Raw genomic sequence first — 14,655 nt, 5'->3', positions numbered from 1 at the left:
TTATGTTATATATTATAGTGTGAAAGGAGACGTTGAATTGGATCAGGAATTCATTTCAAAAAAAGAACTTTTGGAATTAACAGGAATTTCATATGGCCAACTGTACCGATGGAAGAGAAAAAACTTAATTCCTGAAGAATGGTTTATCAAAAAATCAACATTTACTGGACAAGAAACATTTTTTCCGAAAGATAAAATCCTGGAAAGAATCGAAAAAATCCAGAATATGAAAGAGAATTTAACGTTAGATGAACTGGCAGAAATGTTCTCTCCTAATATGAATAAGTTGTCATTGACTTCAGAGGAGGTAATAAAACGAAACATTGTTTCGTTGTCTGCTCTCCGATTTTATCAGGAACAGATTGAAGCAGTCGAAAAATTTGATTTTGAAAAACTTCTAATCATTTTTATACTTGATAAACTTCTTCAATCAGGTGAAATCAATCTTGAAGAAGGAAAAATGCTTCTCCATTTACTAATAAATCACGTAAAAATTATTAAGCAAAAAAGCTGTGATTTTATTTTCATTCGAAAGTTTGGAGTCTCTTCTTGTTTATTAATTGAAAATGGGACAGATTGTTATTTTGAAGAAGGTACGAAAATCGTCACACAATTATCCATATCTACGTGTATGGAAGAGCTAAAAACAAAATTCATTTAGCAGGAGGTTAATTATGCAAACGGAGAAAACAGGAGAATTAACCATTAATGGATTTGGTTCCACTAATGGCGGTAAGTTTGAAACGGTTCAATTAAATGGAAATGGAACAATAAACGGAGACGTTATGTGCACAAATTTTGTATGTAATGGCACTGGCACGGTTAACGGCTCATTATCAGCAAGTTCAGCCAGAATCACCGGCAATGGTAAAATAAACGGAAATTTGGAAACAAAAGTGCTGAACATCGAAGGCAGAGGTTCCATCAAAGGATATTCTTTAGTGAAAAAGCTAAAAGTTTCCGGAAAAGGATTCTTCGGTGGAAATGTCATTGCAGAAACAATAAACCTGAACGGAAAAACCTATATGGACGGAAATTGTGAAACAGATATTTTTGTAGCGGAAGGACAATTTGCAATTGGCGGTCTGTTAAGCGGAGATGAAATCAATATTCATATTTATGGTGAAAGCAAGGCGAAAGAAATCGGCGGCCAAACTATCAAAGTGAAACAAAAAATTGGAACATTGTTAAAATTTTTAAAAAACATGTTTCCTGTGGGACTGGAAGTTGAGGGGATCGAAGGGGACAATATCGAAATCGAATATACAAAAGCTAAAGTTGTTCGTGGACATCATATAAAGATTGGGCCAAATTGCAGAATTGACCTTGTTGAATACAGCGGTACATTCATTCAAGATAAAAATTCAGTTGTTAAAGAAACGAAAAAAATATAAATTTGCTGGGAGTGTCGACAAAATGAGTGACATACAAAATCTTATTATGAACGGTACGGGAAATTCTTCAGGAGGTCTATATAATAAAGTCAAAGTCCGAGGAGATGCTACGATTTCAGATAATCTCGAATGTAATATTTTTAAAACTCTCGGAACTGTCGACATTTTAGGAAATGTTAAAGCAGATAAATTTGATGTTTATGGAGAAGCTGAAATACGAGGTAACATTCATTCAGAAGAAATTAAAATCTTTGGCACCCTTGCGATTGGAGGTTCAGCCCATATCGAAAAGGCGAAAATTTGGGGTACTTTAACTGTAGAAGACAAAATGAAAGGAGAAACAGCCGATGTGAAAGGAAGCGTAATAGTAAATGGGGATTTGGAAGCCGAAAATTTTTTCTCGAATGGTTTGTTTGAAATCAAAGGAATGCTAAATGCTGACCGGACCGAAATAGGGCTTCGTTTCGGTTCCAGCAAAGCAAATGAAATTGTTGGGGAGAAAATAACTGTAAAAAGAAAATCGATGTTGATACCATTCCAAAAAAGTAATGGATGCCTTCACGCACAAATAATTGAAGGAAACGAAATATATCTGGAGTACACAGAAGCCGATCTTGTTCGCGGACATTCGGTTCATATTGGGCCGGGATGCGAAATTCGTAAAGTCGAGTATCATAGTGATTTTTCTTGTTCTTCTGATTCTTCCGTTAAGGAACACCATAAAATTTAAGAAAAGAAAACCGTAGACAGATATGTGCTGCGGTTTTCTTTTTTATTAATAGATATTTTTCGTGATGTAAAGATGGATAACTTATTAATCCATCTTTTTTTAATACAAAAGTTTCGACACTTATACAAGGGGGAAACAAAAAATATCAGAATGATAGGATTTGCTATCTTTATGCTATTATAATGATAGCAATTAATATCATTCAGCTAGGGGGGAATATTTTCATGAGTGAACAAAATAAAATACAGGTTAATGTTAGGCTTTCAAAGGAAACAGTTGAAAAACTAGATGAAATTGTTGCATACTATCAAGAAAATACAAAAATCGGCAAAGTTTATAAAGGGGATGTCTTAACGGACATTATCGAAAAATCGTATGAAATCATGAAAAAGCAAAAATCAGCTCAAAGAATGTTCTATAAATAATTTAAATCACTAAAAACAAAAAAGTTTGCTTTATCATAAAAATATTTTAGAGGGGTGAAAACGTGAGAGATGTTAAAATGATTGATATATTCCAACATCGTATTGCACAAAAATATCTTAATCGTTCGGGAATGGCTCATGCGATCGCTGTAGCTTATCACGCCTTTCATTTAGCTAAAGAAAAAAACGTTGATGTCGATAATGCTGCAAAAGCAGGGTTTCTTCATGATATAGGCCATTATTCATGGTATAGAGACGGCAAATGGGATTATGATCTCTATCGCCAAAATGACATACACGCAATAAAGGGAGCCGAACGCGCCCATAAATTATTGATCCGCTTGGGTGAAAATCCGATAAAAGCAAAAGAAATTGCTCTTGCGATTCTTTTTCATACAGATTCCTTTTTGCCTGGAGGAGAAGTTGTGAGAACTCCATTACAAACCATTATCAAATTAGCGGATGAAAAAGACGAAGAACCGGGCGGGCTTCACCACTACCGAAAAATTGATAGTGAACGAGCATTTAAAATGCTGCAGCAACTTGATAATCAAATCGATGACTGGATCAGTAAGAAAAGTTGACAGTACAGAATTGAGGCTGACTTAAAAAAAGGGCCAGACCCCTCCAATACAACAATAGACAAATACGAATAAAACCACTCTATATTGTCATTGGTGGAAGGATACAGCCCCTTGTTAATCAGCCTTATAAATTACATAATATATTTGATTCAATTAACAACAATAATGTTTTTTACAACGGCATTTCTTACAGTGTTTCTTGAAGCAGTCACAATGATGTTTCTTACAGCATTTGTCACAGTTGTCACAATGGTGTTTCTTACAGCATTTGTCACAGCAGTCACAATGGTGTTTCTTGAAGCATTTGTCACAACAGTCACAATGATGTTTCTTGAAGCCCGTGTCGCAGCAGTCACAATGGTGTTTCTTGAAGCACTTGTCACAGCTGTCACAATGGTGTTTCTTGAAGCACTTGTCACAGCTGTCACAATGATGTTTTTGGCAGCACATAATGTTCCTCCCTCCAGCTTTTTACTACATGATATGCAGAGTGAAACAAGCTGGAAGGACAAGTATACATAGAATTTGAAAAAATTATTCCCATATAAGACAGCAATATGCATTGGCAGTAGTTGCGAATGTTATTTTTTCATTAACCTAAATTTAATCGTCTCAATTGGAAGAAGATCGGAAGCTGGTGCTACTTTACGAGGTTTATAATTAATCATGTCTGATGAGTAAACATTAACAATTACTCTGCCTCCATAAATATGAGTCCGAATAAGGACCGGCTGATTGTAATCATTTTTAAAGGTAAAATCGGGGCCGTACCAGCTTACGGTTGCGTCCCGGCCCTCTGGCACATATGGAACACTTTTGCTGTGTGAATATCTTTCTAATATATGTAATCCCGCATTGTCAATAGCATTAAAAAGTGTTGAAGAAACCTGACAAATCCCTCCCCCAACTCCTTCAGACAATTCGCCTTTTACAATAATTGGGGCTGGCAAGTAGCCTTTTTCAACCGTTCTTTTTCCTACAACACCATTAAAGGAAAATGTTTCACCTGGAAAAATGACATGATTATTGATTGCTTCTGCAGCCAGGACAATATTAAGGGTACGATTTTTGTTTCTTGGATTAAAATAGGTAACATAGCGGCCAATCTGTTTTTCCCTTATTTGTGATAGTAGCTCACTGTCCACTTTTGGATAAATAGAAATGGTTGGAACTTCAATTCGGGAGGGGCCTTTATTGAAAAAATAACGATAAAACTGTTCTGTAAAAGCAGTTCGGTTTAACTTAAGCCCTGCTTGTTCAGGGATGATTTTTCCGTTTTTATCAATGAATGCATTAACTGGAGCCCTTAAAATTTGCTGGTCCAGTTTTTCCATAAACTCTTTATATTTATCATGGTTAATAAACGGTTCACCAAGCAAGGGATGAGAAAACTCCGCCCGATTAACGGCAGAGAGCGTTTTTCCTTGATGTTCCAATGTCAAATGATCAGTTGAACCGATTGCTTGCAAAGATATAATAAGACCAATAATCAATGAAATTTTCATAAGCTTAAAAACCTCCCGACGATAGTATGAGCAGGGAGGCTTCATTTTATGTCAAATATTGAACGTTTCCTGATCTAAACCAGATCTGGGTCGTTTTTTGTCATGTTAAAGATATTGACTTTTCCAGCCAATTAAAAGGTTTTATATACTTCAATAAGTTCTTTTATCCCTTTTGTCAATTTCCGCTCATTTACAAATGAGTAACTTAACCGAATCCAGGAATCCAACTCATTGAGTGGATCACATATGTTTCCTGGTACGAAAGAAATAGAGCGTTCAATGCATTTGGATAGGAGTGATTGCGAAGAAAGCTCATCAGGAAGTTTAACCCAAAGGTTAAGGCCTCCTTTTGGACTGCTCCACTCCCAACCTGTAGAAGCGATCGCTTCTTCCATAATTTCCTTTCTAATGTTCAATGCAATACGAAGCTTTTCAAGGTGCTGTTGCATTCTTTCTGATAGAAAATAGTGCAGAAATATCTTTTGATTGAGTAATGGTGTCCCGTTATCCGATAGCGATTTTATTGTTAAAAGGATCTTCATTAAAGGTTGTCTGCTTGCGACTAAAGCAATCCGTAAGCCTGGGGCTATATATTTGCTATAGCTGCGAATATATATAACATACCCTCCCGTATCATATCGAAAAAGTGGCGAGGGAGGTTCATGTCCGAAATAAATGTCATGAAACGGATCGTCCTCAACTAAAAGACACTGGTAATGTTCGGCTAGCTCGACCAACTTTTTGCGATGTTCAGTTGGAACCGTATAGCCTGTTGGGTTATGGAATGTTGGATTCAAATAAAATAAACGAGGTTTGTACTGCTTCATATTTCTTTCAACCTGTTCAATATCATAGCCATATGGATAAACATCTACCGGAATGATCGCAGCACCTTGATGACGAAAAATATCAATCGCCGCACTATAAGTTGGCCGTTCCATTAACACAGTATCTCTTGGTTTGATAAGGGCTTGTGAAATCAAATTTATCGCTTGTTGTGCACCGGAAGTAATGATTAGTTCATTTGCACTGACATATAACTGATGCCGCTTACGGAAGTAGTGTGCTAATGCTTCTCTTAGTTCTTCATCACCCTGTACAGTGGAATAGGTTCCTAACACTTTTGGATATAAATCGAAAACCTTTTTTACATATTCTGCAAAATAATGGTTTGGAAGAAGATTTGGATCGATAAGTGCCTGAGAAAATTGATATGTAACAGGTATTTGATGAATTTCTGAAAGATAACTTCTTTGAACACGTGATGTATAAATAGGAGACTCTATATGTTCAAATCCTTCCAAACTGCCTGGATGAATAAAATATCCTGATTTATCTTTTACATACACTTTTTTTTCTTCTTTTAATCTTTGATAGGCTTTAAACACAGTTAGACGGTGCACATTCAATTCTTTCGCTAGTTCACGAATAGAAGGAAGCTTTTCATGAGCCATCCATTCCCCCCGATTGATTCTGTTTACAATAAAATCATACACATCTTCAAAAAGACGGTTTGAGTTCTTTTTCAATGGCATCAGCTCTCAGCTCCTTTTTTTCTTATCATAACAGATTCCTTTTTAAACTGTTCTATTTTAATCAAACTGTTCTGTTTACCTCCAATTACGATAAAGGTGAAAGGAGGAATTTGCATGATTATTTTTAATTTTTTCATCATGTGTTTTATTTTTGGGACTACTTTTTTAGCAATAAAAATAGGAGTGGATGCAGGTGCTCCCCCATTTATGTCATCGGGGATCCGATTTTTTCTAGCAGGTTTCGTTCTATTTATTATGATGATGAAAAAAGGGAAAGCGAAAATATCGCTTCTAGTTCGAAAGGAAATGTTATTGTCAGGTTTAGGTTTAACCTTTGGTACGTTTGCGACCTTATATTGGGCAGAACAATATGTTAATTCAGGGATTGCAGCTGTATTATCTGCTACAGGCCCCATGATGATTTTATTAATCCAAACATTTATTTTCCGCGAAAAATTTAGCAACAAATCATTAATAGGATGTATCATTGGATTTACTGGAGTTATTTTATTGCTATCATCTAGCTTTACATATGAAGCTAGTCTGCATTGGATTCTTGGGTGCATCATGATTTTGCTGGGAGAAGTCAGTTATGCGTGTGGAGCATTATATTCCAAACGTGTGATTGGAATCTTTAAGGAAACATCGCCGATTGCATTGAATGCAGCTCAAATGATGTATGGAGGAGCACTTCTCTTTGTTTTATCATTGTTTACTGAAAAGATCGCTGTCGATTCCATGATATCCGTGAAAGTGATCGGTTCTCTCCTTTATTTAATTATTATTGGGTCCATGGTTGGACATAGTTTATTTTATTGGCTTGTTGCCAACACAAACCCTGTTTTCCCATCTACATGGCTATATATTTCTCCTCTTATCGCTATAACTTTGGGTTCACTTTTGAATCATGAGGCAATCACATGGTTAATGGCAGTTGGTGCTGTGACGATTATCTGCGGGACTATATTTGTTAATTTAGATTCCTTGCAAAAGGCAATGAAAAAAAAAACCAGTCCTTTCTAAAAACATCATTTTAAAAAAGATTAAGACAAAATGGTAATTAGAAGTTTATAATGATTGATACATATATGAATGGAGGTGGTCCTTGCATGGTTTTACAGTTAGAAAATGTATGGCTGAATAGAGATGGAACATGGATCTTAAAGGATATTAATTGGAATGTGAAAAAAGGGGAGCATTGGGTTTTATTTGGGTTAAATGGTGCCGGTAAAACGGCATTGTTAGATTTAATCAATGCCTATTATTTTCCGACGAAAGGGAAAACGATCGTACTTGGGAAAGAGTTTGGTAAAGTGCCGCTTGAACCGGACCTTCGGAGAAAAATTGGACTTGTTTCTTCTTCCTTGCAGCAAAAATTTTACGATACCGACAATGCTTTTGAAATCGTACTAAGTGGTGCGTATGCTTCAATAGGGCTATATGAGACACCAACCGATGAAATCAGACAAAAAGCCGTTTCATTGTTAAAAAAGTTCGGATGCTTTGATTATGCAAATAGAGAATATAGCACTCTGTCACAAGGCGAAAGGCAACGTGTTTTAATTGCTCGAGCTCTCATGGCTGATCCTGAATTACTAATTTTAGATGAACCAACCAACGGCCTTGATTTTATTGCAAGGGAGCTGCTTTTAGAAGATATTGAAAGAATTGCTGCGGCACCAGACGGACCAACTCTTCTTTACGTTACCCATCATGTGGAAGAGATTTTACCCGTATTTAGTAAAATCCTTTTATTAAAAAAAGGAGAAGTATTTGCCTCTGGAAAAATAAGTGAATTGATATCAGAACAAGTACTTTCAGAATTTATGGAGTTTCCGGTGAATGTCATGTGGAGCAATGATAGACCACTATTGTCAAAGAGTAAAAGAGAAAAGGTATATGATTAAGTTTTTTATCAATACAAAAAAGGCAAGAAAAGGGGAGGCGTAAGGGCTACCTCCCCCTTTATTCCGGATCAATATCTTTTATCATCTAAATGTAGATGTCCCCTTACTTCCATATACGTTTTAATCCAAAAAATTCTTGAAAATATCCCAAAACTGAGATAGGGGACATAATCATCTGGTAAAACAAAATAAAGATGATAAATCCTTTTTTATTTTTCCTTATTTTTAAATTCAGTTTCTTAAATACATAATTTCGCTGATAGTAATATAGCAAGCTATAGCTAATTAATGTGAGAGGGAGGACAAACAATGTATAAGGACCTACTATCCAGAAATATCCGAATAAAGCCAGAATAAGTCCAGGTATCCAACAAAAAGTATAAACTACATCTAAATAAGGCATGATGAAGTTGATGCCGGTTAAATACTTCGTGTATACGAAAGGCTGCTTCCAAGGCTTTATTTCTTTTAGACCTTCGATCATTCCTCTTGCCCATCTAGAGCGTTGTTTTGCAAAATGTCGTAAAGAAGTTGGAACATCCGTAAACGCTACTGCCAAAGGCTCAAAATAAACCTTCCATTTATTTCTTAAGAGACGCCATGTTAAGACGATATCTTCCCCAATAGCATCAGGCCAGCCACTTACTTCCCTAATACATTCCGTTTTATAAATGCTGAAGGCACCTTGTGCAACTAAAGTTCCTTGATATAAACCTTGTAATCGTTTTATTGATGCGATCCCTATGAAGTAGTCCCACTCTTGCAATCTTGTCCAGATGTTTTGACGACTATTTCTCACTAACACAGAGCCAGCAACTGCACATACGTTGGAAGGGCTGCTATTTAATCTAGCAACTATATATCTAATGGAGGAAGGATGGAGTAATGTATCAGCATCTAATGTAATGACAAAAGGAGTGGTTACATGCTCCAATCCTTTATTTAATGCATGAAATTTGCCTGGCTTCGATTCGTTTAAAAGAGTTATATGGACATTGAAATCGTTTTTAGCTCTTACTATTTCTTTAACTGTTTGATCTGTGGAATTATTATTGATTACGAACACATGTATTTTTCCATCATAATCTTGTTTATCGATATATCTTATCGTGTTATAAATCGAGTCTTCTTCATTATAAGCTGCAATTAGAATGGAAATAGGATCGGTTGGATGTTCATTTTTAAATAAAGGTTGTTTATCTAATAACAAACTAAAAACCAAGAAAGCGTTCATATAACCAGGAATATAAGATATTCCTGTAATGATCAAGATCGCTGCAGGAAGTGGAATAACAGATGATAAATCTTCTAACCATGGAAAAGAAAGATAGATTGAGATAAACATCCATATTAATGAAAGGAAATGACTGATCCAAAACTTAGTTGTTATTGGAATATATATACCCTTCTTTTTTTCAGGTTCAAATGTTGGTTTATTTATTGGATGATAAATTTCCATGCATATATTTACCTCAATAACAGTGAATTCATTTACTATTAGCTTTTTTATTATAATCACCATCGGAAATGAGCGTAATGATTTGTTTCTGGGATTTATCCCAAATTATTCCCTTCTTTAAAGATTTTGGGTAAAAAAGGGTCAGTCCACCGCTGCAGTTAAGCTTTCATGCAGAGGGGGAGCTGACCCTTTTACCACAACAATACCGGTTTATTAATCTTTGTTACTAGCCTGCTGGTTTCGCTTGAGTTGCTATAGATTTACCTTCCTTCCAAGTCAACAACATACAGAAACTGATGAAAAGAATAACAGCGCCAACAACATAAGGGAAGTTTACGTTTACATCAAATAATATTCCTGCAAGGGCAGGACCGACCATGTTTCCGATACTCATATACATATTATTCATACCTGCGACAAAACCTTGCTCTGTACCAGCCATTTTAGAAAGGAGAGTATTCAGTGCTGGACGCAAGAGAGAAGTAGATGCAAAAAATATGATTGTAACACCTAAGATCGACCAGAATGTTCCTGTCATTAAAAGAACTAGCATGGATGCTGCGGAAGTGAGGAACGTCCAATACATCACTTTTTTTTCACCAAAGCGTGTCAAAGTGATATCAACGAAAACTGATTGAATTATCACCCCAATTAATGCACCAATTGTAATAATGATGGAAATATCCTTAGGGGTAAATCCGAACTTTTCATCTACATAAAGTCCAAAAATCGCTTCAAAATTCGATAATCCGAATGTCATTGTAAACACAAGAACTAACAGAATAAAATAAGGTGCTTTAAATGATTTTTTCAATTGATGCAGCAATGACTCTTTTTGCCGGTTCATAATTCGCGCTTGCATTTGAGCATCTTTCGTTAACGTTTCAGGCAACATGAAAAATGAGAGGATAGTAGCAACTCCTGAAATAACCGTAGAAGTATAAAATGGTACTCTTAATCCAATTTCTGCAAGAAACCCTCCAATTCCCGGTCCAATGACAAAACCTAATGACATGAAGGCACCAAGCAACCCCATTCCTTTTCCTCGTTCTTTTTCAGATGTAATATCCGCTACATAGGCCATCATTGGCGGTACCAAAAAAGCTGCCCCGATTCCACCGAGAAGACGTGATACATAAAGCATCCAAATTTCTGTTCCAACTGCAAAAATCAGTTGAGACACTGTGAAAACAAGAAGACCAACAACAATTGGGATCTTCCGGCCATATTTATCGGACAATTCTCCGGCAATCGGTGAAAATGAAAATTGAGTGAAAGCGAAAACGGCAACTAAATATCCCATTGCCTGCCCGCCAACTCCAAATTTTTCAAGGAACATAGGCAAAACTGGAATAATTAACCCAATTCCAACCATTGCAATGAACATATTAATCATTAAGATGATTAAAGGCATTCGTTTCTCTTTCAAAGAAGCCATATATCGTTCCTCTCTTTCTAATCAATCTCTTAATTTTTATTCCTCTATGAAGATATCTTCATTAACTTTTCAAAAAATGCAGTGCAACCACATGATTCTACTATTTCATAGGAGGTTTTTCAAGAAAATTTCACTTTCAATCGTATAAAAATTTTGGAAGGAACCCATTTCTTGTTTTGAAATAAGCTTTCAAAAAACTGCATGATCAAAACGAGCCATTTCACATTCTAAAATAATTGTAAACCAAATTATAAAAATGGTTGACAATATATATATAATTCGGCATGATAATAAAAAACAAATGAATGAAGGTGAAAATGAAATGAGAACAAAAAATATGACCCTAGCAGCGATTTTTGCAGCTATGACAGCCATTGGGGGATTTATCAAAATTCCTATCCCGTATGTACCATTTACTTTACAAATTGTCGCTGTTTTTCTGGCAGGCTGTCTGCTTGGTTCGAGATTAGGAGCACTAAGCCAACTGTTGTATGTATCTATAGGCCTTATTGGAGTCCCTGTTTTTGCAGAAGGGGGAGGGCTTGGTTACGTTTTAAAGCCGACTTTTGGCTATTTGATCGGATTTGTTTTAGGAGCATATGTGAGTGGGTTTATTGTGGAGAGGTTGAAAAAACATTCAATTATAACGTTGGCTGCAGCCAATTTTACAGCCTTATTATTGGTATATACCATAGGTTGTATTTGGCTTTATGCTGCGATGAAATTTGTAGTTGAGAAGCCGCTGACGATTAAGCAAACGATCTTATATGGTTTTCTAATTCCCGTACCAGGCGACATCGTCCTCTGTATGATTTGCTCTGTTTTAGCGTCCAAAATCCTAGCACGTTTATCTGCATTTCCTACTGGGAAAGGTGTGTCGGCTTAATGGGAAGCGCTCTATTTATTACCGGAACAGGAACTGATATTGGAAAAACCATTGTTACGTCATTTTTACATAAAATATTTACTAGAACTGGATTAAAGGCAAAGGTTTTTAAACCAATTCAATCCGGATTTGATGATAAGAAACAAAGCTATCCGGATTCAAATTGGTTTCAAAAGTCGATAGGTGATGATCAAACAGGAATGTATTTTTTCAAGCCTGCTGTTTCTCCTCATTTGGCAGAAAAACTAACAGGACAAAAAGTGAATATAGAAAAAATAAAACAGAAGCTAAATGAATTAAAAGAACTATATGATATGGTCATTGTAGAAGGAGCAGGAGGATTGGCGGTTCCTCTTCAAGAGCGTGAACACGAGTTGTATATGACTAAAGATTTTATTAAGGAACTGCAAATACCTGTTGTATTAGTTTCTTTATGCGGTCTAGGAAGCATCCATCATGCTGTCACTACCGCTCATTATGCCATAAATGAAGGTTTGGAAATAAAGGGTGTCGTGTTTAACCAATTTGATGATCAAAACTTTCTGCACATGGATAATGTCTTAATGATTCAAAAATTAACGGGGCTGCCTGCCTTAGCAAAACTTCCATATTTTAGAAATCTTTTGCCTGATTTAGATGAGTGGATCAGTAAACATCAATTTGACGAGATGATCGCTAAATTGAAAAATAAGAAAGAAAAGACAATAAAGCATACATATAAACAATGATAGGATCAAATTAAAGAAGTAAACATTCGTTTATCCTATATGATATTAATTCACTTTCACAGAATAGATTGGATTTTTCTAGGATTTATCAATTGTTAAGTGTAAAATAATGAAAAGGAAAGAATACCAAATTAAGAGGTAGACAATATTAAGGGAAAGGTATAAAAGGAAAGGATTGTAACAAATGAAAACAACGTTATCATGGACAGGACAATTGGCTTTTTCCGGAATTACTCCATCAGGACATGAAATCAAAATAGATGCTGCAGAGGAAATCGGGGGGCAAAATAGTGGAGCAAGACCTATGGAATTGCTTTTACAAGCAATTGCAGGGTGCACAGGGATTGATATTATTATGATATTGCAAAAAATGCGTTTAAATCCTACCTCTTTTCATCTTGAAGTAGAAGGAACACGCGCAGAAGACCATCCAAGACGATATACAGATATTCATATTCATTATGCATTGGAAGGAGAGCTGCCAGAAGATAAGGTAATCCGAGCTATTCAGCTGTCAAAAGATAAGTATTGTTCTGTTTCTCAGTCACTAAATGCCAACATTACAGCAAGTTATTCAATTAACGGTGTTTCAGGCAAGCAACATATATAACATATTTATGTGCTTTTATTCCAAATTGCCAAAACAACCGGGCTAAGCCCGGTTGTTCTATGATATTGCTGCACTTCATTTAATGATTTCACTTAAATGTACTAATTTCTTCTTTCACAAAATCAATCTCAAATCCGAGATCCTCAAGCATTTGGTGATCTGCAGTGCTTTCCTGTCCTGCAGTAGTCAAGTAGTCTCCGACAAATATAGAGTTAGCAGGGTATAATCCCAGCGGCTGCAGGCTTCGCAAGTTAACTTCTCTACCGCCTGAAATGCGTATTTCTTTTGTTGGATTAATGAAACGCATGAGGCAGAGAACTTTCAGACAGTATCTAGGATTAAGTTCATCAACCCCTTCTAGCGGTGTTCCGGGTATTGCGTGAAGAAAGTTAACAGGTATTGAGTCGGCATCTAAAGCTCTTAAGCTTCTTGCCATATCAATAATGTCCTGCTTTGTCTCCTTCATTCCGACGATGACGCCCGAACAAGGGGAAATACCCGCTTCTTTTATCAGTTTCACGGTATTGACTCTGTCCTGGTATGTATGAGAAGTCGTAATTGCTTCATAGTGGTTTTCAGAAGTGTTAATATTGTGATTGTAGCGGTCCACACCAGCTTCCTTCAGTTTTTTTGCTTGCTCTGGCTTTAACAATCCAAGACAGGCACAAATTTTTAGATTGTATTTTTCCTTAATTTCCTTTACTGCAGATACGATGTGGTCAACCTCTCTATTGCTCGGACCTCTTCCGCTGGCTACAATACAGTATGTCCCGACATTTAGTTGATGGGCCTGCTCAGCGCCTTTTAAAATAGATTCTTTGTCAATTAGTGGATATTTCTCAATCGACGCTGTTGAAACACTGGACTGGGAACAATAACCGCAGTTTTCCGGGCAAAGACCGGATTTGGCGTTAATTATCATATTTAATTTTACTTTATTACCATAATAATGATGACGAATCGTATAAGCACTTTGCAGCAATTCAAGGAGTTCTTCATCAGGACAGTTTAAAATAGATAATGCCTCATCGTTAGTTAATTCGTGCCCATCTAAAACGCTTAATGCAAGCTGTTTCCAATTCCCCATTTTATTACCCCTTCCTGTCAAGCAGTATTTTACATTTGTTAAAGGCAAGATCTTATTTAGTAAACGCCTTTAACCTAAAACTGCAGCCAAAATGAAGTCGTTTGGAAGCGGAAAGTCCATCCAAATCTATACTATTTGGTATGTAAATCCCACTTAAGCAAATATGCAGATATAAATCGAGCTTTTTCCAAACAAATTGTTAACAATTAGTATTTTGATTGTTATATGAATTAAGAATAATAGAATCTCAATACAAATGTCAACCAATATTTAATTTTTGTTTACATTTAAACATTATATTGAACCGAATGGTTTTATAAAGAGTATTCCGGATTGATTTTGCTAACACTAGCTATAGAACTGAACA

The 14,655-nt window shown here is 36.0% G+C and carries 16 protein-coding genes; 11 read left to right on the top strand and 5 right to left on the bottom strand.

The window, feature by feature from the left end; translation table 11 throughout:
• Positions 1-37: 37 nt before the first annotated feature.
• The 6 genes from BMMGA3_RS07940 (at position 38) to BMMGA3_RS17885 (ending at position 3,655) form a co-directional block, all read left to right on the top strand.
• Positions 38-661, top strand: a complete 624-nt coding sequence (locus BMMGA3_RS07940) for a YhbD family protein (RefSeq protein WP_004434013.1) — start codon at positions 38-40, stop codon at positions 659-661.
• A 13-nt stretch (positions 662-674) separates the two neighbouring features.
• Positions 675-1,394: a polymer-forming cytoskeletal protein gene (locus tag BMMGA3_RS07935; protein WP_004434011.1), complete on the top strand. Its 720-nt coding sequence runs from the start codon at positions 675-677 to the stop codon at positions 1,392-1,394.
• Between the two features lie 22 nt (positions 1,395-1,416).
• Positions 1,417-2,124 (top strand): hypothetical protein, encoded by a 708-nt coding sequence (locus BMMGA3_RS07930; protein WP_004434010.1) that lies wholly within the window; start codon positions 1,417-1,419, stop codon positions 2,122-2,124.
• A 224-nt stretch (positions 2,125-2,348) separates the two neighbouring features.
• Positions 2,349-2,549 carry a hypothetical protein gene (locus BMMGA3_RS07925; protein WP_004434008.1) on the top strand — a complete coding sequence of 67 codons (201 nt, stop codon included), beginning with the start codon at positions 2,349-2,351 and terminating at the stop codon, positions 2,547-2,549.
• 62 nt (positions 2,550-2,611) lie between these two features.
• On the top strand, positions 2,612-3,133 hold the full coding sequence (locus tag BMMGA3_RS07920; protein WP_004434007.1) for an HD domain-containing protein: 522 nt from the start codon (positions 2,612-2,614) through the stop codon (positions 3,131-3,133).
• Between the two features lie 213 nt (positions 3,134-3,346).
• Positions 3,347-3,655, top strand: coding sequence for a hypothetical protein (locus tag BMMGA3_RS17885; protein ID WP_155815536.1), 309 nt, complete (start codon positions 3,347-3,349; stop codon positions 3,653-3,655).
• A gap of 59 nt (positions 3,656-3,714) precedes the next feature.
• On the opposite strand, the gene BMMGA3_RS07910 is transcribed toward BMMGA3_RS17885, so the two are convergent.
• Positions 3,715-4,638 carry a VanW family protein gene (locus BMMGA3_RS07910; protein ID WP_004434005.1) on the bottom strand — a complete coding sequence of 308 codons (924 nt, stop codon included), beginning with the start codon at positions 4,636-4,638 and terminating at the stop codon, positions 3,715-3,717.
• A 131-nt stretch (positions 4,639-4,769) separates the two neighbouring features.
• The gene (locus tag BMMGA3_RS07905) at positions 4,770-6,173 is read right to left on the bottom strand and encodes an aminotransferase-like domain-containing protein (protein ID WP_004434004.1); all 1,404 of its coding nucleotides are present in this window, start codon (positions 6,171-6,173) and stop codon (positions 4,770-4,772) included.
• Positions 6,174-6,287: 114 nt separating this feature from the next.
• Between BMMGA3_RS07905 and BMMGA3_RS07900 the strand changes: the two genes are divergently transcribed.
• Entirely contained in the window at positions 6,288-7,196 is a 909-nt protein-coding gene (locus BMMGA3_RS07900) for a DMT family transporter (RefSeq protein ID WP_004434002.1), read from the top strand.
• 86 nt (positions 7,197-7,282) lie between these two features.
• Positions 7,283-8,080 carry an ABC transporter ATP-binding protein gene (locus tag BMMGA3_RS07895; RefSeq protein ID WP_004434001.1) on the top strand — a complete coding sequence of 266 codons (798 nt, stop codon included), beginning with the start codon at positions 7,283-7,285 and terminating at the stop codon, positions 8,078-8,080.
• 103 nt (positions 8,081-8,183) lie between these two features.
• On the opposite strand, the gene BMMGA3_RS07890 is transcribed toward BMMGA3_RS07895, so the two are convergent.
• Both BMMGA3_RS07890 and BMMGA3_RS07885 read right to left on the bottom strand, forming a co-directional pair.
• Positions 8,184-9,539: a glycosyltransferase family 2 protein gene (locus BMMGA3_RS07890; RefSeq protein ID WP_004434000.1), complete on the bottom strand. Its 1,356-nt coding sequence runs from the start codon at positions 9,537-9,539 to the stop codon at positions 8,184-8,186.
• A 226-nt stretch (positions 9,540-9,765) separates the two neighbouring features.
• Positions 9,766-10,977 (bottom strand): MFS transporter, encoded by a 1,212-nt coding sequence (locus BMMGA3_RS07885; protein ID WP_004433998.1) that lies wholly within the window; start codon positions 10,975-10,977, stop codon positions 9,766-9,768.
• 322 nt (positions 10,978-11,299) lie between these two features.
• Here BMMGA3_RS07885 and BMMGA3_RS07880 point away from each other — a divergent pair, with 322 nt between their 5' ends.
• The 3 genes from BMMGA3_RS07880 (at position 11,300) to BMMGA3_RS07870 (ending at position 13,201) form a co-directional block, all read left to right on the top strand.
• Positions 11,300-11,863, top strand: coding sequence for a biotin transporter BioY (locus BMMGA3_RS07880; protein WP_004433996.1), 564 nt, complete (start codon positions 11,300-11,302; stop codon positions 11,861-11,863).
• A complete protein-coding gene (gene bioD, locus BMMGA3_RS07875) occupies positions 11,863-12,591 on the top strand; it encodes a dethiobiotin synthase (protein ID WP_004433994.1) in 729 nt (242 codons plus the stop codon). The genes BMMGA3_RS07880 and bioD overlap by 1 nt, the downstream gene beginning before the upstream one ends.
• A 184-nt stretch (positions 12,592-12,775) precedes the next feature.
• Positions 12,776-13,201, top strand: coding sequence for an OsmC family protein (locus tag BMMGA3_RS07870; protein ID WP_004433992.1), 426 nt, complete (start codon positions 12,776-12,778; stop codon positions 13,199-13,201).
• Positions 13,202-13,289: 88 nt separating this feature from the next.
• On the opposite strand, the gene bioB is transcribed toward BMMGA3_RS07870, so the two are convergent.
• Positions 13,290-14,288: a biotin synthase BioB gene (gene bioB, locus BMMGA3_RS07865; protein WP_004433990.1), complete on the bottom strand. Its 999-nt coding sequence runs from the start codon at positions 14,286-14,288 to the stop codon at positions 13,290-13,292.
• Positions 14,289-14,655: the final 367 nt, after the last annotated feature.

The sequence above is a fragment of the Bacillus methanolicus MGA3 genome, assembly GCF_000724485.1.
Classification (GTDB): domain Bacteria; phylum Bacillota; class Bacilli; order Bacillales; family Cytobacillaceae; genus Bacillus_Z; species Bacillus_Z methanolicus_A.
Note: the sequence above shows the minus strand (reverse complement) of the source record. Positions and strands in the feature narration are given on the sequence as shown.